This is a genomic window from Pontiella desulfatans, from assembly GCF_900890425.1.
GTDB lineage: Bacteria > Verrucomicrobiota > Kiritimatiellia > Kiritimatiellales > Pontiellaceae > Pontiella > Pontiella desulfatans.
The window spans coordinates 3,719,491-3,744,674 of the sequence record NZ_CAAHFG010000001.1; the positions used below are offsets into that span (position 1 = coordinate 3,719,491).

At 53.4% G+C, this 25,184-nt stretch carries 19 protein-coding genes and 1 pseudogene; 4 read left to right on the top strand and 16 right to left on the bottom strand.

The annotated features are described in order from the left end of the window. Positions 1 to 88: 88 nt before the first annotated feature. The 3 genes from E9954_RS13020 (at position 89) to E9954_RS13030 (ending at position 8,721) form a co-directional block, all read left to right on the top strand. Positions 89 to 3,124, top strand: a complete 3,036-nt coding sequence (locus tag E9954_RS13020) for a chondroitinase family polysaccharide lyase (protein WP_168442224.1) — start codon at positions 89 to 91, stop codon at positions 3,122 to 3,124. 491 nt (positions 3,125 to 3,615) lie between these two features. Next, on the top strand, positions 3,616 to 6,183 hold the full coding sequence (locus E9954_RS13025) for a hypothetical protein (protein ID WP_136079592.1): 2,568 nt from the start codon (positions 3,616 to 3,618) through the stop codon (positions 6,181 to 6,183). 138 nt (positions 6,184 to 6,321) lie between these two features. Then, complete coding sequence (locus E9954_RS13030) at positions 6,322 to 8,721, top strand: glycoside hydrolase family 95 protein (protein WP_168442225.1); 2,400 nt, start codon at positions 6,322 to 6,324, stop codon at positions 8,719 to 8,721. 299 nt (positions 8,722 to 9,020) lie between these two features. On the opposite strand, the gene E9954_RS13035 is transcribed toward E9954_RS13030, so the two are convergent. From E9954_RS13035 to E9954_RS13065, 7 genes are all read right to left on the bottom strand, one after another. Next, complete coding sequence (locus E9954_RS13035; protein ID WP_168442226.1) at positions 9,021 to 10,586, bottom strand: sulfatase family protein; 1,566 nt, start codon at positions 10,584 to 10,586, stop codon at positions 9,021 to 9,023. Between the two features lie 144 nt (positions 10,587 to 10,730). Continuing rightward, positions 10,731 to 11,972 (bottom strand): IS4 family transposase, encoded by a 1,242-nt coding sequence (locus E9954_RS13040; RefSeq protein ID WP_136077916.1) that lies wholly within the window; start codon positions 11,970 to 11,972, stop codon positions 10,731 to 10,733. 96 nt (positions 11,973 to 12,068) lie between these two features. Beyond that, entirely contained in the window at positions 12,069 to 14,072 is a 2,004-nt protein-coding gene (locus E9954_RS13045; RefSeq protein ID WP_136079595.1) for a DUF2264 domain-containing protein, read from the bottom strand. Between the two features lie 306 nt (positions 14,073 to 14,378). Then, on the bottom strand, positions 14,379 to 15,932 hold the full coding sequence (locus E9954_RS13050) for a sulfatase family protein (protein WP_136079596.1): 1,554 nt from the start codon (positions 15,930 to 15,932) through the stop codon (positions 14,379 to 14,381). A 118-nt stretch (positions 15,933 to 16,050) separates the two neighbouring features. Next, entirely contained in the window at positions 16,051 to 16,998 is a 948-nt protein-coding gene (locus E9954_RS13055) for a HipA domain-containing protein (protein WP_136079597.1), read from the bottom strand. Beyond that, positions 16,991 to 17,320, bottom strand: a complete 330-nt coding sequence (locus tag E9954_RS13060) for a HipA N-terminal domain-containing protein (RefSeq protein ID WP_136079598.1) — start codon at positions 17,318 to 17,320, stop codon at positions 16,991 to 16,993. Before E9954_RS13060 ends, E9954_RS13055 begins: the two co-directional genes overlap by 8 nt. Then, positions 17,307 to 17,531, bottom strand: a complete 225-nt coding sequence (locus E9954_RS13065) for a type II toxin-antitoxin system Y4mF family antitoxin (protein ID WP_136079599.1) — start codon at positions 17,529 to 17,531, stop codon at positions 17,307 to 17,309. The genes E9954_RS13060 and E9954_RS13065 overlap by 14 nt, the downstream gene beginning before the upstream one ends. A gap of 220 nt (positions 17,532 to 17,751) precedes the next feature. Here E9954_RS13065 and E9954_RS13070 point away from each other — a divergent pair, with 220 nt between their 5' ends. Beyond that, entirely contained in the window at positions 17,752 to 18,366 is a 615-nt protein-coding gene (locus tag E9954_RS13070) for a hypothetical protein (protein WP_136079600.1), read from the top strand. 258 nt (positions 18,367 to 18,624) lie between these two features. Here the strand turns inward: E9954_RS13070 and E9954_RS13075 are convergent, their stop codons facing one another. The 9 genes and pseudogenes from E9954_RS13075 to E9954_RS13115 form a co-directional block, all read right to left on the bottom strand. Beyond that, on the bottom strand, positions 18,625 to 18,897 hold the full coding sequence (locus E9954_RS13075; protein WP_136079601.1) for a hypothetical protein: 273 nt from the start codon (positions 18,895 to 18,897) through the stop codon (positions 18,625 to 18,627). 333 nt (positions 18,898 to 19,230) lie between these two features. Next, complete coding sequence (locus tag E9954_RS13080; RefSeq protein WP_136079602.1) at positions 19,231 to 19,887, bottom strand: hypothetical protein; 657 nt, start codon at positions 19,885 to 19,887, stop codon at positions 19,231 to 19,233. Positions 19,888 to 19,891: 4 nt separating this feature from the next. After that, positions 19,892 to 20,959, bottom strand: coding sequence for a hypothetical protein (locus E9954_RS13085; protein ID WP_136079603.1), 1,068 nt, complete (start codon positions 20,957 to 20,959; stop codon positions 19,892 to 19,894). A 15-nt stretch (positions 20,960 to 20,974) separates the two neighbouring features. Next, positions 20,975 to 21,286, bottom strand: a complete 312-nt coding sequence (locus tag E9954_RS13090; RefSeq protein ID WP_136079604.1) for a hypothetical protein — start codon at positions 21,284 to 21,286, stop codon at positions 20,975 to 20,977. Between the two features lies 1 nt (position 21,287). Beyond that, positions 21,288 to 21,482: a hypothetical protein gene (locus tag E9954_RS13095; protein WP_136079605.1), complete on the bottom strand. Its 195-nt coding sequence runs from the start codon at positions 21,480 to 21,482 to the stop codon at positions 21,288 to 21,290. Beyond that, positions 21,482 to 21,808, bottom strand: a pseudogene (locus E9954_RS13100) (zincin-like metallopeptidase domain-containing protein); the annotation flags it as partial. The pseudogene E9954_RS13100 and the gene E9954_RS13095, both read right to left, overlap by 1 nt. 121 nt (positions 21,809 to 21,929) lie before the next feature. After that, positions 21,930 to 22,925 (bottom strand): tyrosine-type recombinase/integrase, encoded by a 996-nt coding sequence (locus E9954_RS13105; RefSeq protein WP_136078975.1) that lies wholly within the window; start codon positions 22,923 to 22,925, stop codon positions 21,930 to 21,932. Beyond that, a complete protein-coding gene (locus E9954_RS13110; protein WP_136078976.1) occupies positions 22,922 to 23,869 on the bottom strand; it encodes a tyrosine-type recombinase/integrase in 948 nt (315 codons plus the stop codon). The genes E9954_RS13105 and E9954_RS13110 overlap by 4 nt, the downstream gene beginning before the upstream one ends. After that, positions 23,866 to 25,113 carry a site-specific integrase gene (locus tag E9954_RS13115; RefSeq protein ID WP_222847174.1) on the bottom strand — a complete coding sequence of 416 codons (1,248 nt, stop codon included), beginning with the start codon at positions 25,111 to 25,113 and terminating at the stop codon, positions 23,866 to 23,868. Before E9954_RS13115 ends, E9954_RS13110 begins: the two co-directional genes overlap by 4 nt. Positions 25,114 to 25,184 lie beyond the last annotated feature (71 nt).

The window sequence follows — 25,184 nt, forward strand, 5'->3', positions numbered from 1 at the left end:
TTTAAGATCTTTTGTTAAACAGATCACCCGCAGCCTTTTGCCGGCCAGCCTGTTTGCTCTCTCCCTTCCTGTTGGGGCTGACGATGCATTGTCTAAACGCCATAATTTTGAAGACCGCGCTGTGCTGTCGCATTACCGCGTGACACAAGACGGAGCAATCTCCATCACGTCCGAAAAAAGCAAGTTTGGCCGCCATGCCTTACGGTGGGATTGGGAAAACAGCAGCGCGTTGTCTGTAACGGGACTTAAACCGATGACGCTGGCCGAAAGCGGCTTGAAGTATATGGACACTTTCCCGGCCAGCCCGTCATTTTTTACATGGATCTACAATGAGGCGAAGTCCGATCAGGCCCTGCGTTTTGAGTTTGGGGTGGAAGGTTCAGAGATTGGATTCGCCTTCCCCCTGAACTTTGAAGGGTGGTCGTTACTCAAGATGCCCTATTTTTCTATGGAAGCGTCCAATACAGGTGCGACAGACAGCGTGCCGACCAAGGGGCAGGCCATTGATTTCGAAACCTTCCGCATCATCAGCCCGAGCGGAACAGGACGCGTGTTTCTGGATAATCTGGCTCTGGCCTGCTATGAGGACAACCGTTTTTTAAAGGCACACCAGAGGAAGCAAAATGAGGAAAAGGTCGCTTTCGAGCTGATGCAGCAATTGCCGGCAAGCCCCCTGTTCAATGAAAGCAATATTAAACAGATCACCCGCCTCGAATCGGAATACATCCGCCAATACTGCCCCGGTCAAAAACGAGGGCGCGACGGACTGGAAAATGCACTCATCAAGCTGGACGAACAGTTCCATGAAACATTCAGGATTGAGCGCCAAGCCGATGGTTCTGTTCGCGGGATCGCGCTGATCGCCGAGGGAAGAGCCTTCTACTATGAATCCTGCTGGGGTTTAAAAAACGGAACAGATTTTGCCGGGCTCAATGCGTTTGGCCGTTTTTTCCTCAAGCTGGCGGAAACCTACAGCAACCGGAAGGATGTCCTGACCGCCGAGGAACGGGGCCGGCTGGAGGAACGGATCGTCGACTCGCTGACCTATCTGTTCGATCAGGGGTGGCGCGGAAAATCGCCGCTTTTTGTCGGGACGGTTTCGTATAGAACGCGCGAATTATCGAAAGGCATGTTCCTGTGCCGCGAGTTTCTTGAACGGCAGGATCCGGCGCTGTTGTCCCGGGTCAGGGATTCGCTGTGCTGGCAGCAAAAGGCGTATTCCATGTTTTTCCCGGAAAAGGAAAGACCGTCCAATTTTGATTTCTTCCGCCTTCACATGAGTAATATTCCAGCCTGCATTTTCTCGTTTACGGATGCAGGGAAGAAAGATGCCCTGTTACGGCGGTATTCGGAGTTTTTGTCAACCGCCATTGACTCGCAGGATAAGCGTGAAAATCCCCGGCACGACCAATGGGGGTTTCGCATGGACGGAACCACGTTTCATCATTGGGGACATTACCCGGCTTATGCCAATGCCTCGTTCCAGACGATCCCGCCCCTGATCAAGCTGCTCAATGAAAGCGACTACCGTGTTTCGGAGGAGGCGCTGGCAAACTTCAGAAAAGCATTGTTGTCCGTTCGATTATACACGCAAAATCAGGAAACCGGGTTTGGAATGGCAGGCCGTCATCCGTTGACAGCCTCGTATGACCTGAAAGCCGCCTACCGGACCCTCTCATCGCTGACGGGAAGACCTTTGGATCGCGAGATGGCTTCGGCCTATATGCGGTTGTGGGGCTATCCTGAGGAATCATCCTCGTTTCAGGATGCAGGTATTGAAGCAGAAGAGCTATCTGGTTTCTGGACGTTCCCCTATGGGGGTTTTGCGATTCATCGAAGAGATGGATGGATGATGACGTTCAAGGGCTACAACCGCTTCACGTGGGGAAGTGAAACCTACATTGTCGAAAACCGTTATGCCCGATATCTCTCCGCCGGAACCGCGCAGGTGATGTATGGGGAGGGTGCACAAGCAAGCGGATATCAGAATGACGGGTGGGATTGGAATCGGGCCCCGGGAGCAACCATTGTCCCCCTGCCCTGGGAAGAGCTCGAATTTAAAGACGAAATCGCAATGTTGAAGTCGCTGGAAACATTCATGGGCGGAGTGCACCGGGAAAACCGGGATGGCGTGTTCGCAATGAAGGTGGATGAAAGCACCGCTTTTAATTTTGATCCCTCCTGCAAAAAGCTGGATGTCGTTGCACCGGTGAAGGCATTGAAATCCTATTTCTGCATGGGAGACCGCGTAATCTGTCTGGGCTCCGGAATATCTGCACAAAGCGGAGACGCCCCCGTTGAAACGGTTTTGTTCCAGAATCAGCTGCAAAAAAAAGACGATGCACTGTGGGTTGATCAAACGCAGGAAATAAAGGCCTTCCCTTACGAAAGGTCGTTTGCCGGACACAAACCGCTCCGGATTCTCGATCCTTATGGAACGGGATATATTGTCTATTCCGGCGGAGAACTTACGGTTAAAAAAGCGCATCAAACAGCGCCGAAATATGACTATTCATATCGCTACAACGAACGCACAAAAAAAGTCAAAGGATCTCCATACGCGCAGGGTGACTTTGCATCGGCCTGGATCCATCACGGAAAATCGCCCGACAACCAGGCCTATGAATATGTCGTGATTCCCCAAACCTCGGCGGAGGAATTAAGCCGCCGCTCCGGCCAGGAGACGAAGGGTTACAGAGTCCTGAGACAAGATCATGTTGCCCATATCGTAGAGGATGAAAAATCGGCTACAACGGGATATGCCATCTTCGGTGCGGGAACCGCGTTGAATACCGGTCTGATCGACCGTGTAAGCCATGAATGCCTGGTCATGCTTCAGGAAAAAGACGGACAGCTGATTCTGAGCGTGGCTGTCCCTGATTTGAACGCCATGGATTTCAAACACAAATCCTATATCCGGGGTCATTCCAAACCCTATGGCGAAGGGTATCAGGAGCCCGGACCCAGCCGGGATGTGGAGCTTTTGATTACGCTGAATAACGCCTTTAAGCTGATCCGTACGGATGCCGCCTTTGGTCATTCCGTGAAGGCGGATACCGCAGGCACATCCATAATCCTCAATTGCCGCCACGGAAAAACAACCCACTTTTATCTGGAGAAATAATCATGTTGAAACGGCATGCGGTATTGCTGGCCATTATCCTGTTGCTCTGTGGTTGCACTGAAACATTGGGAAAACAGCCGGAGAAGATTAATCCGGCTCCTGTGGTGGAAGGGAATCCCGCAGTGGACTATCCTGATCTGTTTTCCTTTGTCAGGGCATCAAAAGATATTCTGGCCAAAAGGAGCATCCCGCAACTGAAGGAGCATTACGACGCCTTGCTGTCCGATATCGGGGGCTGGGAAAAAGTCAAAGAAATCGAAGCGCTCGAAATGTGGATGTATGGGTATCAGGGCAAAGGAGTAAACTGCCCGAATTGCCAGCCTAAATTCACCCGGAACAGCTATCCTTTGGATTTAAATCAGGGAAAACTGGTCTGCACCCGCTGCAAGGAAATCATCTATCCCTCTGAAAAGTTCAAGGCGAACCATACGGTCAGCTTAACAATGCACGGGGAATCGCTGGAGTTCGATGTATATCAATCGGAGAACGGGGTGAACTATTGCCTGGAAAGCGCGATGCAGCAGGAGCTGCTTGAGCGCTTGTATGACACGGTTCCCAAGGAGAGGAATGGGCACCAGCATATCGGATTGATTTCCACGCTGTTTTTTCTGTATGAGCGGACACAGGACGAGGCCTACGCAAAACGCTGCGTCGAGATCCTGCTGTCTCTTGCTGAAAACAAAAAAGGGGTGCATCTCAATCAGTATACCTTCCATGAAAATGAACTTCCCGCTATTGAAAAAGGAACCTCGATCCAGCGCGTTGCAGGAATGGGCAATCATGGAATGCCCGCCGTTGAAACGGTATGGATGCTGGCTTTTCATTCCGTTAGAAACTGTACCGCAGCATGGGAAAAATTTGGAGATCCCCAAACGCAGCAGGAAAAGGTTCGGCAGGCATTGATCGACCGACATGAAAATTATGTTGCGTACATGATCAATGGGCTTAACGGGGGTGAGGACGGTTATTCCAATCCCGGGAACGTTTTCGGCTCTAAGCTTAAAAGCATGGTGCTGATCGGTGTGTATTGCGACTATCCAAAGGCCTTGCTGGACTGCGCACACTTTATCGAAGCGATTGTCAGGCAATATACAACATATAACGGGGCGGAGGCGGAAGGGGGCTCTTATCAGGCACAGGTGGTTGGTAATCTGCGGCTTACGCTGAGGAGTCTGCAGATTGCGAGGGAGCATGCCCTGAACAAAAGGTTGATTGCTGAAGGTTCATTACTGGATGACTATATCGGGGAAAGCATGAATCATGCTCGTCGTGTGAAAGTCGGTAACTTTCGATATCCGAATGGGGAGCGCGTTCGGCTGGCGGATACCACGATTACAACTCCGACAGGAAATCGAGAGTTTCAGACGAATGAGATCCACCCTGATGCGGGATGGGGATATTTTCCGATGTGCAGTAAAGATCGAACCTATCTGGGGCTCAGCCTTTCCCCGAGAAAATTCTATCATCACCACAATGACGATTTATCGATTGTGCTTTGGGGGAGCGGCGCAGAGTTATTGCCAAAGTTTGGGTACTGCAAATCCTGGTATCGATACTTTACCACGTTCGAGGCGGGGCAGAATGGATCTGCTGTCTATTGGCGGAATGAACCGGTTCTGGACGATGCCGGCAAAGCTCTTCGGGTTGAGTACGAGAAATATATTGTTGCGAATCCCCCACCTGTAAAGCCGGCGTTGACCTATAGTCCTGAATCCGCAAAAACCGTGGAGGAGCTGATCGAACTGCGTAAGATCGGGTTCCGGAGCTACACAAACCGGAAACCCGAGTTGGATTACAAACATTGGCGGCGTACGGCAATGCATGAATACTCACCTGAAGGGTTAGTCGTTTCGCTGGATGCAGCATCCCCCGGGCCGGTTGAGAAAGGGGTTCAATTCCGCAATAGGATGTTGATGTTGATTCCGGTGCATGGGACGTCATCCTATCTGGCTGATTTTCATCGTATTGCGGGTGGAGACATGCACCAGATCGGCATGAAGGCCCCTTTGGGTGAAAACTCAAGTTCAACCTGCTCCGCCAAAAAGGTTCCGCAGGAACAGGCCGATGCAACAAGGGAATACTGGATCAAGAAACAGCCCTGGTTCGCTGAGAAGTTCTTCCGGAATGTGGACGTTCTGGATGCAACCGAATCATGGAGCGTGGAATGGGTGACCGAGAAGACCGGAGTCCGCATGCGTATATGGGGGACCGGCAGCGAAAATACCGTATTGCTCAGCGGGGAGACGATTGACCCAATCCGGGATCCCTACGCAAAACAATGGACTCCACCGGCCGACGCTCCTCCGATGGAATTTACGCCTCACCTATATGTCCGTCGGGAAGCCCCACGCGGCTCGGCAGGGAACCTGCAGAGCATTGCGCCGCTCATTTATGAACATGACCTTGCGGATCGGAAAAACGGGGACCGGATTCAAGAGATTGGAACGGTCTATTTTGAGCAGGAGGTAGAATGCGCAGAAGAACACAAAAAGCCGTTTGCGGTACGCGTCGTTTTTGATTCGGGCAGAATCGACTACCTGTATTCCAGCTATGACCAGAAAACAAGAACCCTCGATGGACTCAATTTCACGGGGCGCGGGGCATGGGCCTCGAAGGCGGGTCAGCAGGCGGAAAAACCCTGGGCGGCAGTTACGCTCAGGGACTCCTCGGTTAACGGTGCCGGATGGAAATTCGCATCGCCCCCCCTTCAAAAGCTGCTGATTCACAAGGCCGGCTATCAGCAGGATGCAGATACGGACTTCGGATTTTTTCGTTTGAAGGGGTGTGTGAATAATCCAAACCAATATATCGGAAAGTGGGGACGGGCAGAATTTGGTGCTGATGTCAGCAACATCTATAACATAAAATCCATCGAGGTGTTAGAAGACGTTGAGGAGAGCATCATTTACATTGAAGGCCGCCCCGGACTGGAACAACAGGATGCAGAATGGGCTTATATCGGCTACCCCTTTAAAAGCGCATCGAAGCAGGCCTTTTTTATACTTACGGGTCGATCAGAATTTTATTCCGATGAGTTTTTATCAGCCATCGGAAACTGATGGTTCATGGTATTGTAATATAAAGAAGAGAACACTATGGGAAAAATACATACACATTCAATTAACTCCATGAGCAGGCGTAATTTTTGTCAAATCATGGCCGCTTCCGGTGGGACGGGTTCTTGCGCGGGCGGTTTAATGTCTGCAAAGGCTGCACTGCAAAATTCATCCACCGGCCAGCTGAAAGATCCTCGGAAAGGGTCTTCATTGCTGCACTATGATCGGTCTGCAACCCATTGGAACGAGGCCCTGCCCATCGGCAACGGAAGAATCGGCGGCATGGTCTGGGGAAAAGTCTCGGATGAGGTCATTGATCTGAACGAAGAGACGCTGTGGTCGGGTCATCCGCGGGAAACGGACAACCCGAATGCGAAACAGTATCTGCCCCGGATTCGAAAAGCCGTCTTTGAGAAAGATTACGAGTTGGCCAATGATCTGGCCTACAAGATCCAGGGCACCTACAACGAATCCTACCAACCGCTGGGGCAGCTCCTGCTGACTTTGGAGCATACAGGCGAGGCACTCAACTACGCGCGGACGCTCGATATTGGTCAGGCGCTGTCCAGCGTAACGTATGAGGTTGGCGGCGTAGAGTTTCACCGGCAATATTTTGTATCTGCGCCGGACAATGTGATGTGCATTCGTTTGACCGCGAATAAACCCGGAAAGATCAGTTGTCGAGTGCGACTGTCATCACGCCTGAAACATGAGTCATTCGCCAAGGGCAATTCCTGTATTCTGCAGGGGCAGGCCCCCTCTCATGTTGAAAGGGAAGGGATCGAGGCGGATCAGGTGATTTTTTATGATCCGGAAGAAGAAGGGCTTTCATTCTACGCACAACTTCGAGTGATCCCCGAAGGAGGGCGGATGCGAAAGCATGAGAACGGGGTGCGTGTTGAAAAGGCGAATGCTGTCATGCTTGTTTTTTCTGCTGCAACCAATTTTGATCGGTTTGATGTCTTTCCGCGGTTGAGCCGGATTAACCCCCGCCAAATTGTGGAAGAAACTCTCCATAAAATCAGCCAGATGGATTATGACGAGCTTCAACGTCGGCATTGTGATGACTATAAAAAACTGTTTGACCGGGTCAGCCTGCGGCTGGGAAACGGGAACGCCTCCAAGACGACGGATCAGCGGATCAAGCTTTATGCGGAAAATGAAGATCCGGATTTGGTGGCCTTAACCTTCCAGTATGGCCGCTACATGCTTATTTCCAGTTCCAGGCCGGGAACATTGCCCGCCAACCTGCAGGGCATCTGGAATCCTTTTATGCGCCCGTCATGGATGTCGAACTGGACGAATGACTTGAATACCCAGATGAATTATTGGCTCAGTTGGACAACCAATTTGCCGGAGTGTGAGCAGGCGCTGATTAATTGGATCGATCATTTAAGGCCCAACGGTCGAAAAACAGCACGCACGAATTATGGAGCCAAGGGCTGGCTGTGCCACAACTCAACCGATCTGTGGATGCAAACCGCTCCTGCGGGGATTGAGCGGCCGCGATGGTGTATTCTTCCGCTGGGCGGAACGTGGTTGTGCCAGCACTTGTGGATGCACTATGTATTTCACGGAGATCGGGAATTTCTTAAGCATCGGGCCTATCCCATTATGCGTGAAGCGGCCGAGTTTTGTCTGAACTGGCTGATTAAAGATGAAGATGGAATGTATGTGACGTGTCCGTCGGTCTCTCCAGAAAACTGGTTCGAAACCGTGGACAACAAGCAACTGTCGATCTCCAAGGCCTGCACGTATGACATGCAGCTGATCCGGGACCTGTTCAGCAATTGTATTACCGCGGCTTCGGAGCTGGGAATTGATGAGCAGTTTTCCGTCGTGCTGCAGGAACGTCTGGATCATCTATATGTTCCGAAAATCGGCAAATATGGCCAGTTGCAGGAATGGAGTGAGGATTGGGATAAGCCCGATGATCAGCATCGTCATGTTTCGCATCTGTTCGGCCTGTTTCCCGGAGATCAACTGACGCCCAATAAAGATCCCGAAGGCTGGGCGGCGGCCCGGGTGTCGCTACAGATGCGGACGGGAGAAATGGCCAAGGGGCAGGCAGGCAAAAATGATGCCGATACGGGATGGTCTGTGAATTGGAAGCTGGCCTGGTGGGCTCGTTTGCATGATGCCGCACAGGCGCGAGAGATGCTGCTCAATGTGTTCAGGTTTGCTCCGGCTGAAAATGTGTCCCCGGGACAGAAAGGCGGTCGTTATCTCAATCTGCTGAATGCAGGTCCCCCGTTCCAGATTGACGGGGTTTTAGGTTTTACGGCCGGAGTGGCCGAGTTGCTGGTGCAAAGTCATGATGGGTTCATTCACCTGCTCTCCGCCCTGCCGGAGAACTGGCCGGAGGGACAGGTTTCGGGCCTGAAAACCAGAGGTGGATTTATTGTCGATATGAAGTGGGCGGGTGGAAAGCTTCTCGAGGCCGTGATCCATCCCGGATATGAAAAAGACGTTTGTGTCCGTTACGGGAATCAGGATCACGAATTGAAGGATATAACCGAACCCGCAAAGATTGAGTTCTGATTATTATCTTTAGCGCATCCGAACGCTGTTATCGCGGCACAACAAAGGCGGTCTGTGGCGCATGACTAATTCCACCCTAAAGGTTCATTCAGCTCCATCTTGAAGACGGTTGCGATCTCATCCAGCTCCGTGTCGGGAACCTCAATCCAGAATTTCAATTTAAGCGCCGGGCTCGGGATGACCGAGCAGGAACAGGTAGAGCGTTTTGCGATCCTTTGAAATGCAGGAGCTGGCCAAACACGCCCCGGCGATAACCACCATTAAAACTGCTCCACGAAAATTACGTTGTTTTTCATTATCTATTTCACCAACCGTTCATACTGCTCTTCGCTCCAGGCCAACGGCTTCGCGAGACCTGCTGCCCAGACTTTATAGTCGGCGCGGAGTGCGTCAACGATTTCGGAATGCGCAGCGGACACTTCGCTACGCTCGCCGGGATCGGCGCAGACATCGAACAGCTCGACCGCACCCGTCACTTCGTTGCAGCGCAGCAGCCACCGGCCTTTCTGCACAGCCCATGATGCTTCGCCTGCCACATGCGGACTGCTCGGGGCATCGTCGGTTCGCTCGGTGACGTATTCCCAGTAATCGCGCCAGAACGCTTTATTGTCCTCGCTCCAGTGCATAATGTCCGGACCGGCCCAAAAGATGGCCTCGTGCGCATCCTCGTTTGTTCCGAGGGTAGGAACCAGATCCACGCCATCGAGATTTTCCGGAAGCCCGATGCCGGCGGCGGCCAGTGTGGTGGGCAGTACATCAATCGACGCCACGCGCGGCGTATGCCTCGATGGCTTCAGCTTTGCAGGCCAATGGGCAATCATCGGGACATGCATGCCGCCATGGCGAAACATGCCTTTATTCCCGCGAAACGGGCCGTTCATCGGCTGGGGCGAATCGATCACCGCGCCGTTGTCGCTCAGGTAAAAGATCAGCGTATTCTCCAGCTCTCCCCGTTTCTCCAATGTTTGGCAAATTTTGCCGAGACCGTCGTCGACGGCAGCCAGCGTGGCGTAATAATTGTCGACCTCCGGGTTGCCGGTGTCGAAACGCTGGTGTTTTTCGGGCGCGGCATCTTCGAGCGGAATGTGCGGCGCGCTGTAGGCAAGATAGACAAAGAACGGATCAGCGCCGGACTCTTCGATAAACTGAACTGCCTCGTCGGTAAACTGATCGGTGGCATAGCCTTCGGCCTTTACATTTTCAAACCCGCGGAAAAGGCTGGGCGAATTGTAGTAGGTCGTGCCGGAGGAGTTGAAACCAAAGTAATAGTCGAACCCTCGATTTAGCGGATGGTGTTCGGGAATACAGTGGGCAATCGAATTTTTGTGGTAATCGTTTGTCTGCAGCGGCAGCGGCGTTTTTGTACGCTTGCCGACATGCCACTTTCCGATCATCGCCGTACGATAGCCGGCCCGCTGGAACAGCTCAGGCAGTAGCGTTTCAGAAACCGGCAATCCGGCCTTCACGAGATCGCAATTATCGTAGGCGCCGAAGCGCTGCTGGTAGCGACCGGTCAGCAGCGCGGCGCGCGACGGCCCGCAGACCGGCGAGGTGACGTGTGCGTTCATGAAGGTGACACCATTGTCCGCCAGTTTTTGCAGGTTGGGCATACAGACCTTTGCGGCAGCCTTTGCTTTCTGCTCGTCACAACGATAGCGCTCTGTGGTTTTCGTCAGAAGCAGCATTTCATCAGGATAGTCATCCGAATAAACGGGCAGTTGGCCGAAACCCTGGTCGTCCACCAGCACCACAATGACATTGGTCTTTTCGTCGATCACCCTTCCGCCCATTGCCGCCGCAGTCTGCCCCGGCAAAACAGCACCCAGCGCAAAAACCCCAACCATCAGTTTAATAATTTTTTTCACATTCATCCCATAGGTGGTGCTGACGGAGAGTAAAACCCCGTTTTTGTTAAGGTTTCTGATGTCCGATTCATTTAGTCAATTCCGATTTTTTGTTGAAGGTTAACCATGGTTCCGCGCTTTGTGCATATGGCTGTCCCACAGCTCTTAGACAAACCCCGGCAGATACGCCTGTTCCGGCGCACCCCGTATGCGGCCGGGCGGTTTGGCTGTCCCATAGGAATCCAGCAAGGCGGGCAGGTTCCACCGGCGCCAAAGCACCGCGCGCACAACAGTGAACTGCCGCTTGAAGCTGTGCTCCCATCCGTGCATGAACGCGAGGCAGCGCATCAGCAGGTGGACCAGCAGCCCCATCCAGATCTGCCAGCGCACGGCGTTGGCGCTGTAGCCCAGGAAGTCGGAGAGTTGGAGCGTCTGCTTGATCTCCTTGAAGAACACCTCGATGTCCCAGCGGCAACGGTAGAGTTCGGCGACCGTCCACGCGCTCCACTCCAGGTGATTGGTGATGAAGGCGATTTCGACATCCTTGCCGTTAATCTCGACCAGCGCCACGACCCGGCGCAACTCGCACGGATAGGCTTTCTTCGATGCTTCGACCACCATCTCGATGACCTCGTCGCGCAGGATGCGCTTGTGCCCGGTGGTTTCGAGGGTGCGCACCACCTTGTACTGCATGTTGTCCTTCGCCCGGCCAACCCACCAGACACCGCGCACCGTCAGCTCGAAAAGATGCTTGAACTTGTTGTAGGCCTTGTCGAACACGGCGATTTCACCGGGTTTGAGCTCGGCGCACAGGCTTTGGGTCATCGTGCTGTCATGGTGCTTCGCCGTGTCGATGATGGCGCACCGGGGCAGGAAGCTTTGCAGGTCGAGGCGCAGGTGGCACTTGGCCGCAGCCTTGCGGCGGCGATGCTTCGCCCAGTCCATGCAGTTGGCGACGAGCTGGATCGTGGTCGAGTCCAGCGCATGGATCGTCTTGCTGAAGCGCCGGAGGTATCCGCGCCGAACCTTGCCCTTCGCGAAGCCCGGGACTGTATCCATCAGATGCTTCATCATGCACCAGTAGAGCTCTTCGGCCATGTCCGCGTTGCGGATCTTGTTCGCGTGGCTCAGGTTGTTACGCGACGGAGGAACCGCGCCGCGGATGGTAGAGAGCGCCGCCGCGTTCATCTGGAGCGCGTCGCACACATCGTTGAGTCCGAGTGCATGGGAGAAGTGGGCGTACAGCAAAGAAACCACATGGCTCCACGGCGTGTACGTCCGGCTTTGAATGTCCACGCCATGCTTCTGCGCAAGGCTCGACACCATGTGTCCGGGAATCAGATTGCACAATTGTTTCAAGGTTGTATACCTATGTCCGGCTGGCTTGTGTTTATGTTGTTTTTTCATACCCTCCGAGTGGAGGATTTCAACGGCACATGCCAGCCTTTTTTTTCAATATCTATGGGATGACAATGAATTTTTTTCATCAGTCGATCCCTCACACTAACCGCGCAGGCAGCCTTCGACGTTGCCGTAGTCGATGGTGAAGCTACGACCGTCCTTCAATTCAATCCGAACACCGCAGGGCTGGCCGGACGGAGCCCACGGTAGGATCTCAAATGAACGGATCGGCATTAATTCATCGTCCGTCCATTCCCCGTCATCCTGACGATGCAGCATTACGGCAATCAGGATTTCCATTCCTCCGTAGCGCTCGGCATCGATGCGCTCGGCATAAATCACAGTGCTGTCGTCAGCCTCCGCATTTTTGCTATGATGCACAGCGGCGTTCAACCCATCCCATCCATGCACAGCAGTCATCGCAACTTTTCGGCCTTCTATCGAAGCCCGGATCGTGTTGGAACCCGACGCAACCACCGCGGCTTTCCCATCCAGATGAGGCAGCGCATAATGACCGAGGTGTAGCGTATTACTCAGCGGCATCCTAATACGATCCACACGGATCACGCCGCCGGGAATAATAATATCGGCCAGATCGATGCGCTCCATGCCTTTGTTGGGCACATAGCCCAACAGCGAGTTTGAGCCGCCGCCGGCCTTCATGTTGAGCGTGCGGTACATCACGCCGTCTTTAAACTTGCTGAACCCGATGGTGAGCGGCAGGCGATAGCCTTCGGTCAGCCCGTCGCTGAGCGAGTAGTTGATCGGGTTGCTACCCTCTTCGTTTAGATCCTCGTAGCAGTACTCTGTATTGAAGGAAAGCTGGTTGTAATACGGCATGTGCTGCGGCACTTTGCCGGTCAGGATTTCGGTTCCGCCGGTGTCGCCGCGGTTGATAACCTGAATGCCGGGGCCTTCGAGCTCGACGATCTCGGTTCGGTCTCCGAGTTCCGGCCAGAAGCCTTCGTTTTCCTCTGCGGTCCAAAACGGCGAATCAGCGGGCAGTGCAAGCGCCACGAAAATCTTGGCCACCCAGAACGGGCTGGCGGCGCAGCTGTAGAATTGCACGAGCGGGTCGAATGGACCGTAGTAGCCGAGGCACGGAACCCCGTTTACATACAAATCGTCGCGCGCCATAAACTGCAGCATATTGGCTGATGCCAAGCGGCGCGCAAAACCGGGGTTCAGCACGCGGTCGTTCATCAGGAAGTGCGCGCCGAGGGCGGCGGAGCTGCCGAAGCGGTAGATGAGACTGCGGCCCCACATCAGCTGCTTGCCGTCGCGCGAATAGAAGCGAGGCCAGTTGACGATGAATTCGCGGTTGCGTTGCTCAATGACGGCGGCAAGTTCCGGCTCATGTTCATAGCCGTACCAGCGGCACCAGAGCGGCCCGTAGAAATGGTAGCCCCACGGATTGTAAAAGTCGTAGCATGGGTCGTCGCTATACCAGCCATCGCCGGAATACTGCGCCATCAAATGCTGCAGGTGATCTTTCAAAACCAGCTCGTTGACTTCATAGCCGGTTACTTTGAGAAACGTAAGCATCAGCACATTGAAAAAGCGCCAGTTGTGGCCGATGGTCTGCCCGTGCCCCCAGTCGGAAAGCAGCGCGGCAACCTGCGCCTTTTCGGCATCGGAATAGCGCTCCCAAATCTGCTCGCGGCATTGCATCAGCCCGACGGCCAGCGCCCCGCCCTCGACCGTCTGCTGATACTGCATTCTTTCGTACTTTTCGAAAAACTCAGAGATCGAACCCACATAGCGATCCGACGACGGATCGGACGCCAGCAGAATCTGATGCGCATAATAGTCGCGAAGACGGATTCCGTTGCTCTCGGCCGACGGGTCTTCGGCGATCACCGGCGCGGCGGCCATAAAGGTGCGCGCAAGCCCCTCAAACTCGGCCGCCTGAAAACGGTGAGGCGGCTCGTCCGCTTGCGGATAGCAGACCTCCGACTGTTTCGGGATTACAATCGGTTCATCGCTCGAACCGACGTGCCGAAAAACTCCATCGACCAGAAACTTTGCCGCCTGCACCCAGTGCTCACGCGTCATACCGGTGAAAGGACTGCGCTCGTAGTCAGGATCGGATACTTTAAATGCCATTATTTTTTATTCCTCAGTTGAATCCGGAAAAGTATGGCATTTACTGCATGTTCATCAACAATCCATGTGCGCAATAGAACACCATGGATTGCGCCAAGAAACCAATCAACGTTGTGGGACGGGCCTCCCGAGGAACGAGGGGGCGCGTGGACCGAACCTCGGGCCAGACCTCCGAAACGCGGCCTCTGCTCCGCAGAGAACCGCGTCCTACAACGTGGAACAAGGAAACAACGTCAGTTAAAATAACCAACGTTGTAGGACGAGCCTCTCGACGAAGTGGAGGGCGCGTAATCCGCACGAACACCATCAGGCCGGATATTTAATCACCGCGGCCTGCGTCTTTTCCTGGAACCATGGATCGTTGGCAGTTGCCAGCCACATGCCGAGTTCCGAAACAATGAAGTCGGCATCCGCCTTCGGAAGATCCGAAAGTTTCAGTTCTTTCATCTGATACGGATCTTTTTCGTTGTCGAAGAGCATCTGCTTACCCTGATGGTCAATCTGGAAGGTATAGCGGTTGGTGCGGACGCCCTTCACGGTGTCGGCATTATCCATAAACAGTGCTGACTTCGGTTTTTCCGTTTTCGACCAGTCGCGGGTCAAAATCTCGTGCGAAAAGTTTTTGCCTTCAACCGCCTTTGGGATCTGACTTCCGAGGCCCAGCAGGCCGAGCACGGTCGGCATTACATCCACGGGAGCCAGCATCAGGTCTTCGAGCGTACCGGCGGTTTTTCCTGGATACTTGATCATAAACGGAATACAGAACGCTTCTTCATAGATCACGGTTTTTCCAAAACGGTTGTGGCTGCCCATCATTTCGCCATGGTCGGCGGTGAAGACCACAATGGTGTTATCGGCCTCGCCCGATTCTTCCAATGCCTGGAAAACGCGTCCGATCTGTTTATCGACACCGGTTACGTTGGCAAAATAGAACGGCACACTCAGTTCAGCCCGTTCCTTCGTGGCCTTGTCGGCCTCGGCAACGTTGGGTCGGATCAGAAGATCGCTTACGTTTTGGTCTTTATAAAATTCGCGGTAAGCCACTTCATCGCAATCGTCTTCAGATGCGTATGGATTATGCGGAGGGTTCGGCGCCCAGATAACAGAAAACGGTTTGGATGCATTACGCTGTCCTGCACTGTTCTTCAGATAGTCCACCAGCACATCAGCTTCCAGTTTCGGAGAATAGATTTCCGGACGATACTGCTGCCCGTCGGTTTTACCTTCAATGCGATCCGGCTCGCTGGAATAAACGCGCGGATCTTTATGATCGTCTTTAACGCACTGGAACCAATAGTCGTTGCCATGCCGACCGCGTCCGGGGGGAATATACGTATCGTACGGATTCATGTGGTGTCCGCCGGGAGGCTGGGTGGTCCCCATGTAGTGCCCCTTTTCATCGAACAGCGGATCATTCCGCTCCCAGTGCGTCTTGCCCACATAGCAGGTATCGTAACCGGAAGAAGCGAGTACATCGGTGAAGCAGTCTATGTCGTGCTTCAGATGTTCATCTCGATCGTGACGGCAGTTATTGGCAACCCCGTTCTGAGCCGGATACATGCCCGACATCAGCATGGCCCGATATGGACTGCAGATCGGGCAGGTGCTGACCGCCTGCGTGAATACCACACTCTCTTCCGCCAGCTTATCCAGAACCGGCGTAACCACCGGATCGGACTGCGTACGCAGACCCTTCTTAAACGCATCGTTCTGCCAGAAGCCCATGGCTTCGCGGCGCATCTGGTCGGGAAAAATAAACAGCAGGTTCGGTTGTTTATTGTTCTTCAGCAGGGCACCACTGCTGCAAAGTATCAGCCCGGTGCCCATTCCCATTGTTTGAATATATTCGCGGCGTTTCATAAATCAGTTCCTTTCAGCATGACTCAATAATCGGAATGTAGCGCAAACCGATACGGCGAACAAATTTGATTATGCGCAACAGAGCTGGTGCACCTGACAGGATACCGAACAACAGCATCTATATCCCAAGACGTCCTGCCCTTTCGCAAAGCAGCATCTTGTAGCGTTCCTTCATATTGGGACTGCAAAATCCCTTTTCCAGGATTTGGAGGGAGGCATCACGGTTCGCCGAAAAACGGTCGAAGGTATTGCCGGTCTGTTTTTCGGTTAGCCGCAAGGATTCTGCCATGCGTATGAAGTCATTACGTCCTAGATGTTTTTTACGTCCATTGACCGTAAGAGCTGATTCCTCTTCATCCTCTGGCAGCAACAATTGGGTTGGAACCAAGTCGTAGGCTGGCGACAGATTAACCGTATCTCCCGGCTGATAGAGCAATGAAAAGTTTTTCAGATGCATATCCGAATTACCCGTAAGAAAACAAAATACGGAAACCTCAAAAAAGCGGAGAGCGTCAAACAGCGAATTATCGCAATGGCGAAGAACCGCCTTGCCGACCTGCTCCAGGGAGCCTCTATATTTTTGCTCAGTCAACCGGTCGGTGAGCTGGCACATATCCTCCATATGAAGTTTGTTTTCCCCATCCCGATCCATACGTTTTGTAATGAAGGCCAACTGCCCGTCGTCCAGCGAAATCAATCCGCACTCAGCCGTCGCGATACCGAAGCATCCAGCCATGCGCATTGTCACATGTTCGAGCTCCGGCATTTCAGGATATTGAGCAACCGGCGGCTTAAGTATATAGCCACCCTCCAAACCAACCAGCGTCAACCTCGAATCCTGCCGTCTCCCTCCCCGCTCAAGATGCACCGAGAGCTTGGGCTGAACGCCAGGAACGGTGACATGCTGCCGAACAATCTCTTCCGCCAGTTCATTGAGTTCCTTCCACGCATAGGGAAAAATTGGAGGCCGATTGGAACCAAACAGTTTCTTGCAGCAGGAGCCATGGTAGAGTCCTTCCGCACTCTCCAAAGGTTGGAGACATATGTGACAAGTTGCCTTACTCATTTGGTTCCTCCGTTGGAACAATGGAAACCACGCCAATACAGTCGCGACAGCAGGCCAGCAGTAAACCCATGCGGTCACGCGGATTGAGCTTCCATGTATGTTCAGCGATATCCAGCAACCAGCCCTCCGGAATCAATCCATCGAAAAACGGAAACAACCGCTTGTCCTCAAAAGATTCCAACTGGAGCGGAAGCGACAAGCTGATGGCCGACGCACCCACAAGACCGAGATAATCCGGCGAATAGGAAAACATATAACCGTTGTCCCGCTCTTCCAGTGTTCCAGCCAACCGCCCTTGCATATGAACTTCAGCCCTCCTCATCTTCCACCTCCATACGGAAAGCAACCGGTTCCATACGATGGCCGAACAACACAAGAACCTGATTCACCTTGTCTAAACGAAGTGATTCCTTACCCTGCTCCAGATCGCGGACAAAACGCAGCCCAACTCCGGCCCGATCAGCCAAACCTTTCTGAGTCAGCCCTACGGATCGGCGGCGTTCCTTTATAAATGTTATCAACGGATCACTCATGCTATCCCCCTTCGGGTATAATCTAATTACTAAAGTTATTACTAAACCCGTTCGGGTATAACAACCCATTTCTAAACAAAAATTAACCCGTTCGGGTATATTATTCATCCAGAAACGCCGCTAACGGGCGTTGAACCATTTTTCCACCCATGAGGATCCCCATCAATGTGGTGATAACTATTTAAACCTCGTGTCCTCCCTATCCAGTGGTGAAAATAAAATGACCACACAAGGATTATTAGGTTTCCGATATCGGGAAAAAGACCGACTGGTTTACAATCATGCCGACTCCGAGCCGGATTTACTGGGGCTCAGAATACTGCATGAGCTGCGAAACGTAGATGACTGGAACATGGCACGCGAACGTATCAAAAACATCGTCTCCATTCCGGAGACCCGCAAGCTGGATGAGCATTCCTGTTTGGCGGAAACCGAAGTTAGACGGCATTTTCCGGATCTGGAATACAGAACAACTCCCACAGATATGTATCAACTCTATCAACCTTTGCAGGGATCATTGAAACCCTATCTGGATGGGAAGCTGATGTTCATGCCGGACGCATCGGACTTTATCCATGACAGCCTTCACTGTGAATGGGCCTACATTGCTAATCTCGACACGGAACTGCTCGAGGTGTGGAAAGGAAATCAGCTTGAACCCGACAGCGAAGACAATCGGATGAGCGAAGAAGAAAATCGCTATGGGCGAGAACCAGACCACATGGGCTATTATCCGTGCGCGATGGTTAAAGAATATGACCTTAAAGAACTCCCTAATCCCGGCCTGTTCCTCACCTACTATTCATTTTCGGGCGACTTGAACCGTTCAATTTAAAGGGTGTTGACATCCAGCCGGGACAATCTTCCTCGTAAATATTCGATCTCTTTCTGAATTTCTTTATGGATCCATGAGTCTGGGTTGCAACATGTCAGCTCCAGCTGTTTGCAATCCAGCAGCAGTTCCAAACTTTCCTTTCGCGCCATGGAAAACTGTTTTCTATTACTGTTTATATACCTATCGTCCGAATAGGTAGGAAAGGGATATTTTTTGCAAGGACGGGATAATTCAAGCGGTTATTTATCCCACAATCATTTACGGCAGGACTGAGAAACCGGTCCGGTTCTCACATAGATTCGATAAGGGCGACGCATGACCGGACACATGGGTCTTTTCCAGCACATCCGATAAAATCTGAATCCAGGTCTGGGGGTGGATGTTCCGTGGTGGACGCAGCGGGTTCCAAGGAAAGGGACGAGCCTTCCGGCCCACCGTGTAGACCGCGAGATTTTCCAATCCCGGCAGGCTTTTGAGGTTTCGGTAGCTCCGCTTCCAGTCGATGACCAGAAACGGGATTTTCTTCTGCACGAATTGCTGGAGCAAATTATAGGCGACATGGCTTTTATCGGGAAAAACTGGGGTTTAACTCGGCGGAGAACGGAGAGCAAACGGAGAATTTCGCGAGAACGTTGGCTCAGAATTTTTCTTTTGGGGGATTAGTCACCGGGAGAGAATCCGTAAATCCCGCATTTACTGGTGTAAATAGGCGTAAAAATGAAAAAGGCGAACTCACAATGAGTTCGCCGTAAGAAAGATTGGTCGGCCCGGTTGGATTTGAACTTAGGGTGCCTACAACCCCATAGTCCATTTTTCGTCAGCAAAAAAGAAGGCATGGGTAGTCCACCGCCTTCTTCCCGGCGGCTAAGCCGCCTTGCGCCTTACCAACGTTGTCCACCATGAGGTGGGTTCTTTTTTGTTACTGGATTTAGTCACTTTCATTTTCCGTTGTCGGCGTAACCGGTCTAATTGCATTCGATCGAGTTGCTCCCCGACATGGCCATCCAGCTTCATCGGCATGACCACAACCAGAGTGTGGTCATTCTGGAACACCAGAGGCATGATACCACCGTCTGTCTTCTGAACATGAATCTCGCCGTATTCATCATGCGCAATAGGTACTAGCTTTGGGTCAACATAACACCCCAACGCCGCCCCGACCCACATGGCAAACCGCGAGCTTTTGCCTACGGTACTATACGTGGATTCAGATTCATGACTCGGGATGATTTTACGGTATTCTTGATAGCGTACCTTCACCGGACTGGGCACAAGCCGGATCTCCCGGCTGTTGTTTACCTTAATCTCATACAGGCCGGGCTCCGCCTTGATCCTGAACAGATCCCGGCGTAGCCGCAGTCCATCGCAACCAACCGCATACACCCCGCCCTTCGTCTTTTCAACGAGGATATAATGGAGTTCTGGACGCATTTTGTCTTTTCCGACACACGCAAGCAAAGAGCGCATGCGACCAAAGTCGCCATCAGCCCGTCCGCCGCTCTTCATTACAATTGCTTTCACTTAATTACCTCTCGCTTTTGTCTTCAGTTTCGATCCGGCTGAGAACATCACGCTGAACACCGTCGATAACAGGCACAATGCCTGTTTGCGAGTCATACAGCGTTAACTGGACCAACTCATCGAGATATTCGTTCAGGCTGCGTTCAAGGACCGGGCGATTAACGCTGACGGTGTGCCTGTGGTCAATGAGATCAGCCGCAGTCAGGCCGATGGCCAGCCACCAACCAGCACCTTTTACAAACTTACCGCCAACACGTGCGCCTCCGGTCAACAGCCTATCACCACCGGCCTTAACCACCAGACTCCGGAGTTGCCCGCCTCCGACCTTTACAGCCTTGGCCACGGCAATACCGCTGCCGGCCATCACCGCCTTTGTGACGACAGGCACCTGTCTTCCATTTTCAATAGACAGTGTTAATCTCGACAGCCCCTCGAGGTACTGCGGCCAATCAGCCTGCGCAATCTCGAACTCAGCCTCCAGCCCTGATAACTGCTGACTCAGGGACTGAAGATAGACTTCCACGCTTGTGCGACAAATACTCTCAACTTTCAGCTGTGCACTTGAAGGATGAAGAACCCGTGCGGCATACGCCTCACTTACCACATCCTCCAGACGCTCTTCCGCTGTCGGTTGCTGTCCGGCAATGGCTTCAACAAGTACCGTATCTGCCAGATGGTATCCCAGCGCACGCAACTCAAGCGAGTTGGCTGTAAGGTAACTGAAATACCAGTCACAGAATTCCACATTGCGACGACGCAGGCCGTCAACCCAATGCCGGACCGATTCCTCTGCATGGCGCGCAGCTTTATCCCTTGCGGAAACAGCTGCGGCCCTGACACGAAGATCGATCTCACTCATGGATACCACGCGAACCGTTTGCTTGCGCGGAAGCTCCGTATTTGGCTCCTGACGACCTCCACTGCAAAAACGCAGTGAGACTAGTGCCAACACCAACAAAGCCAACACAGACCATTTCCATTGGAGGGAAAAGCGCAGTCGGCGACGAGGCGGTCGATACCGTGGAGGATAGTCTTCATAATCGTCCTCATACTCTTCATATTCATTATTCATCTGATCACCTTCCAGTTAGTATTCTTCGGGCAGCAGCAGTGTCGTTACCGACCGGTTCGCTTCCGTCAAAATCCATATCCGCTCGCCGTCCTGCAGTCGGTACGCCGACAAAATCCGAAGATCGTCAGCGATAGCCTCGTCATTGGCCTGCTTATCCTCGGCACACAAATCCCCCCAGTCGCCCAAGGCATGTCTGACTAAGAACTCACTTGCGGAGTGCCCGGTGTTTTCCAATGCCTGGATGGCACCGGGGGTGCAGACGACCTGCCCCAACGAAAAAAGCCGGGTCCCTTTTGAGGCCCGGCCCGTGTCTGTTGCTGTATTCATGTTATGCTCCTGTTAACGTTTCTTTTCTGATTTCATCCACACTGCCCACAAACAACTCGTATTCATGGGCAGCGCTACCACCTTCCTCAATCTCGCCGGTTGCCACCGTGTAAAGATCAATGATCTCACAACGGTGGTTCGGCAACTCCCGGATCGCGGCACGGGCTTCGATCAGCAGTTGCTTTTCGTAGTCCATTAAGCCGCCTTCCTTTCGGCCACCATGCCGTCTGCAACCGGCTTTTCACTTTTGGCTGCAACCTCCTGGTACTCTCCGACGATATAGTCGAAGGCCTTCTGTGCCTGAGCACCGGCCTTCACCAGCATCGTTGGTTCTGATTTCAGACGCTTAAGCCATCCGGCAAGATATGCAGCCTGATTCTCTTCGGTGTTCATGAGAACCCCTGTGTATCCACTCAGGAACGCCGACGTCATCTCAGCCACCAGCTCTTCCTGCGAGTAGGCATGCGAACCGAACCCGTTCGGATTCATGATGGCATTCCGTGCCAACCGCTTTTCGTGGCCGGTGCTGTGCGCCTTATGCCGATATCGGCATAAGGCGCATTATGCCGACACTGGGATTATGCCGTACCGAATGATTTCACCCTTGCAGTCAAAGGGTGTTCGGTACGGCCATTAGGCATAATTATAGGCCTTCGAGGAAGGCGAGTAGCTTGTCAGCGGGGAGATACCGCCCTGGTTTCGAGGCCGTTGCCATCACTTTTTCCAACGCCTTTTCCTTAAGGTGCAGATCGGCGTGCAGGTAGATTCTCGTTGTTTCAACGGATTCATGGCCAAGCCATAGCGAGATAACGGTTTGATCCACCCCGTGGTGCAGCAACTCCATGGCGGTGCTGTGCCGAAGCACATGCGGACTCACCCGCTTGGTCGCCAGCGAGGGGCAGGTTTTCGAAGCCGTGAGCGTATGCTTTCGCACAAGATGTTCCAGGGCGTCTCGACTGAGTTTCCCTCCCCTGATGGTTGGAAAGAGCGGCCCGTCTTCAGTTCCGCCATACCGCCGAAGCCAGTTCTTCATGACCAAAAGGGTTTCTTTCCTGAGAGGCGTGAGGCGCTGTTTTCGACCTTTACCCATACACTGGACATGCGCACCAGTTCCGGCAATGAGATCGCATTGGCATAGGTTGATTAGCTCCGATGCTCGAAGTCCGGTTTGCAGTGCCAGTGTCAGGATGGCATGATCGCGTTGCCCGATCCATGTGGACCGGTCCGGCGCAGACAGCAGCGCATCCATTTCCCGGCGGTCCAAAAACTCCACTGTACGTTGCTCATGGCGCTTGCTGGGCATGGACAGTATTCGCTGGCATTGGAGCAGGTATGCCGGTTCGGTCATGGCCACGAATTTGAAGAAGGACCGGATGGCGGCCAACCGGGCATTGCGGCTGCGGGCGCAGTTGCGGCGCTTGTTCTCAACATAGGCGAGGAAGTCGCCCACCAGTTCGGTATCCAGATCTTCGACCCGGAGTTTCGTCGGCACCTTGCCGTGTTGTTCCCCGGCAAAGCGCAACAGCAGGCGGAAGGTATCCCGGTAGCTGGCGATCGTATTGGGACTTGCGTTTATCTGGATGGTGAGCCGGTCGGTGAAGAACAGTTGAACCAGAGCGGGTAGTGTCAGCGCGTTCATGATTCCACCTCCCTTGCTGCGGATTCTTCCGCACGGCGGGACGCCAGTTCTAGCAGTTCAGGAGCCGCCTCGATGTACCAGTAGGTGTGTGCGGGCTTTTCATGCCCGAGGTAGGTGACGAGCTTGATCATTTCCTGGGCCGGATCCTTTCCATCCCGGTACCAGTTGAGCATCGTGCGGACGGCGAAAGTATGCCGCAGGTCATGGATGCGCGGCCCGCGCCCGTGCCGGAAAAACTTCTGAACCGGTCGCAGCCCGACACGCTGACATACGATGGCGAAGTTGTAGCGGGCGGCGCAGGCGTCCAGCCGTTCCCCATGATCCGAGATAAAGAATGCCGAGGGTGTCGATTCGTTTAGCCGATCCCTTTCGACGGCATAGGCAACCAGCCGTTCCGCTGTATCCGTAGAGACCGGCAGCAAGCGTTCCTTGCCCAGCTTTCCTTTTCGTACGGCAACGACTCCATTCTCGAGATCGACATCGGCAACATTGAGCGAAACGGCTTCGCTGATTCTCATGCCGGTAACGGCGATGAGTCCGAAGAACGTCGAGTAGGTCAGCGGACGGATGCCGTTGCGGGAAGGAAGCTCCGCTGCGGCTTCAACGATCATCTTGATTTCCTCTTCGCTGTAGATGTAAGGCCGGGAGCGGCGGACATGGCCGGGTATCAGTGATTGCGGCGGCACTTCGTGGCGGGGGTCGATGCCGTGCATCCACTGGGCGAAGATTCTGACCACTGTCAGTCGTCTCGACCAGGTTTGCGTGTTTGCATGCCCGAATGCCTCCTTCCAGCGAAGGAAACAGCCGGTGCTGATGTGCGCCGCTTCTTCCTGCTCCATGAACTCGATGAACCTGCGAAGGATTCGTTCATCCGTATTCAGTTTATACCCAAGGCCTCGCCGGATGGACAGGTAGCGCTCAAGCTCTCTATTCAAGGTTTTCATTGGGCACCTCCTTCTCCGGGCCAAGGCAAGGCGATTGATCGCAGGCCGTCCACATCCATCCGCGCATAGAGCATGGTTGTTGTCTGGCTCCGGTGGCGAAGCAGGTTGCTGACCTCGTCGAGTGATGCGCCCTGCCGCACGAGGTTGGTCGCCAGGCTATGCCGCAGTATGTGCGTACAGGTATACGGTATTGGCGGCGTCAGTCCGCTTTTCGCGAACGCTTTCACAAGAACCGTATTCAGTACCTCGGCGTTTTTGAATGGCTTGTGCGGCGCGTGGTTCGACACGAAGAGCGTTCTCGACTCCGTGACCCGGTCGTTCCGGATGTACTCCACAATGGCTTCGCCCACGTCGGTCGGAAGGGGAAGCCGGTCATGCCGACCGCCCTTGCCCCTGATGACGATCTCACCGGCCCTCCAGTCGATATCATCGACTTGAATACGGATCACCTCCTGTGGACGCAACCCGAGCCGGGCGAGCAGCAGCACCATCGCATGGTTCCGTCGACTCGTAGGTTTATTGCCACGAACCGCATCGACCAGGACTTCGGTTTGTTCGGAAGTCAGATGCACGGGCAACCGTTTCCCGTAGCACTGGGCCACGCTTGGAATGCCCTTGGCGAGGTTGGCCCCGTTTCGCTTGGTCTGGAACAGGAAGCGAAAGAAGCTCCTCAGGGGAGTGGAAACCGTCTTATTCCGTACCGGCGGTTTTCTGCCGGTTACATGCTGGAGGAAGTCAATGATGTCGGTCGCCGTGATTTTTGAAAGGTCTCCAGCCTCTTCACCGAAGCGGTATTCAAGAAAACGGTTTGCCTGGTGCCAGCAACCAAAGATCGTACTTTCACTCAATCCGCGTTGTCGGCGCAGGTAGGATTCGTATTCCTTACGCAGTTCCTTTCTTGCGATTTCCTTCTCCGTCGGGGGAGGTGGAAGCTGTCCCACTCCCCGGTCATGCAGGAAGCGAACAAAGCGCTTTGCGATCGTGACGGCGTAGTAGTGACGTCCTTCGGGCCATCCCTGCCTGTCCACAAGATCCAGAACCAATGCCTCGTTCAACTCCCCGACGGCGATTCCGTCTGCTTTCATGGTCGCCGCAAGAGCCCCCACGCACCGCATGTATTGCTGGACAGTATTGGTCACATAGTTGTGGCCGACAAGATATTGCCGGAAGGAGGACACGTGCTCCCCGAACAGTTCGCGGGCGGTTACATGGGCTTCATTCGTTGTTTGTTGATGCGTATTCATTTGTTGCTCCTTATCGTTGTTAAGGAGCAAATCGGAAACAAAACACAACATCTTGCAAGATCGATTCTTGC

Excerpts from the sequence above, each read along its gene's own strand:
- E9954_RS13030 (WP_168442225.1), top strand. The coding sequence starts at position 6,322 with ATGTCTGCAAAGGCTGCACTGCAAAATTCATCCACCGGCCAGCTGAAA.
- E9954_RS13040 (WP_136077916.1), bottom strand. The coding sequence starts at position 11,972 with ATGAAAAAACAACATAAACACAAGCCAGCCGGACATAGGTATACAACC.
- E9954_RS13045 (WP_136079595.1), bottom strand. The coding sequence starts at position 14,072 with ATGGCATTTAAAGTATCCGATCCTGACTACGAGCGCAGTCCTTTCACC.
- E9954_RS13050 (WP_136079596.1), bottom strand. The coding sequence starts at position 15,932 with ATGAAACGCCGCGAATATATTCAAACAATGGGAATGGGCACCGGGCTG.
- E9954_RS13055 (WP_136079597.1), bottom strand. The coding sequence starts at position 16,998 with ATGAGTAAGGCAACTTGTCACATATGTCTCCAACCTTTGGAGAGTGCG.
- E9954_RS13060 (WP_136079598.1), bottom strand. The coding sequence starts at position 17,320 with ATGAGGAGGGCTGAAGTTCATATGCAAGGGCGGTTGGCTGGAACACTG.
- E9954_RS13065 (WP_136079599.1), bottom strand. The coding sequence starts at position 17,531 with ATGAGTGATCCGTTGATAACATTTATAAAGGAACGCCGCCGATCCGTA.
- E9954_RS13070 (WP_136079600.1), top strand. The coding sequence starts at position 17,752 with ATGACCACACAAGGATTATTAGGTTTCCGATATCGGGAAAAAGACCGA.
- E9954_RS13085 (WP_136079603.1), bottom strand. The coding sequence starts at position 20,959 with ATGAATAATGAATATGAAGAGTATGAGGACGATTATGAAGACTATCCT.
- E9954_RS13090 (WP_136079604.1), bottom strand. The coding sequence starts at position 21,286 with ATGAATACAGCAACAGACACGGGCCGGGCCTCAAAAGGGACCCGGCTT.
- E9954_RS13095 (WP_136079605.1), bottom strand. The coding sequence starts at position 21,482 with ATGGACTACGAAAAGCAACTGCTGATCGAAGCCCGTGCCGCGATCCGG.
- E9954_RS13105 (WP_136078975.1), bottom strand. The coding sequence starts at position 22,925 with ATGAACGCGCTGACACTACCCGCTCTGGTTCAACTGTTCTTCACCGAC.
- E9954_RS13110 (WP_136078976.1), bottom strand. The coding sequence starts at position 23,869 with ATGAAAACCTTGAATAGAGAGCTTGAGCGCTACCTGTCCATCCGGCGA.
- E9954_RS13115 (WP_222847174.1), bottom strand. The coding sequence starts at position 25,113 with ATGAATACGCATCAACAAACAACGAATGAAGCCCATGTAACCGCCCGC.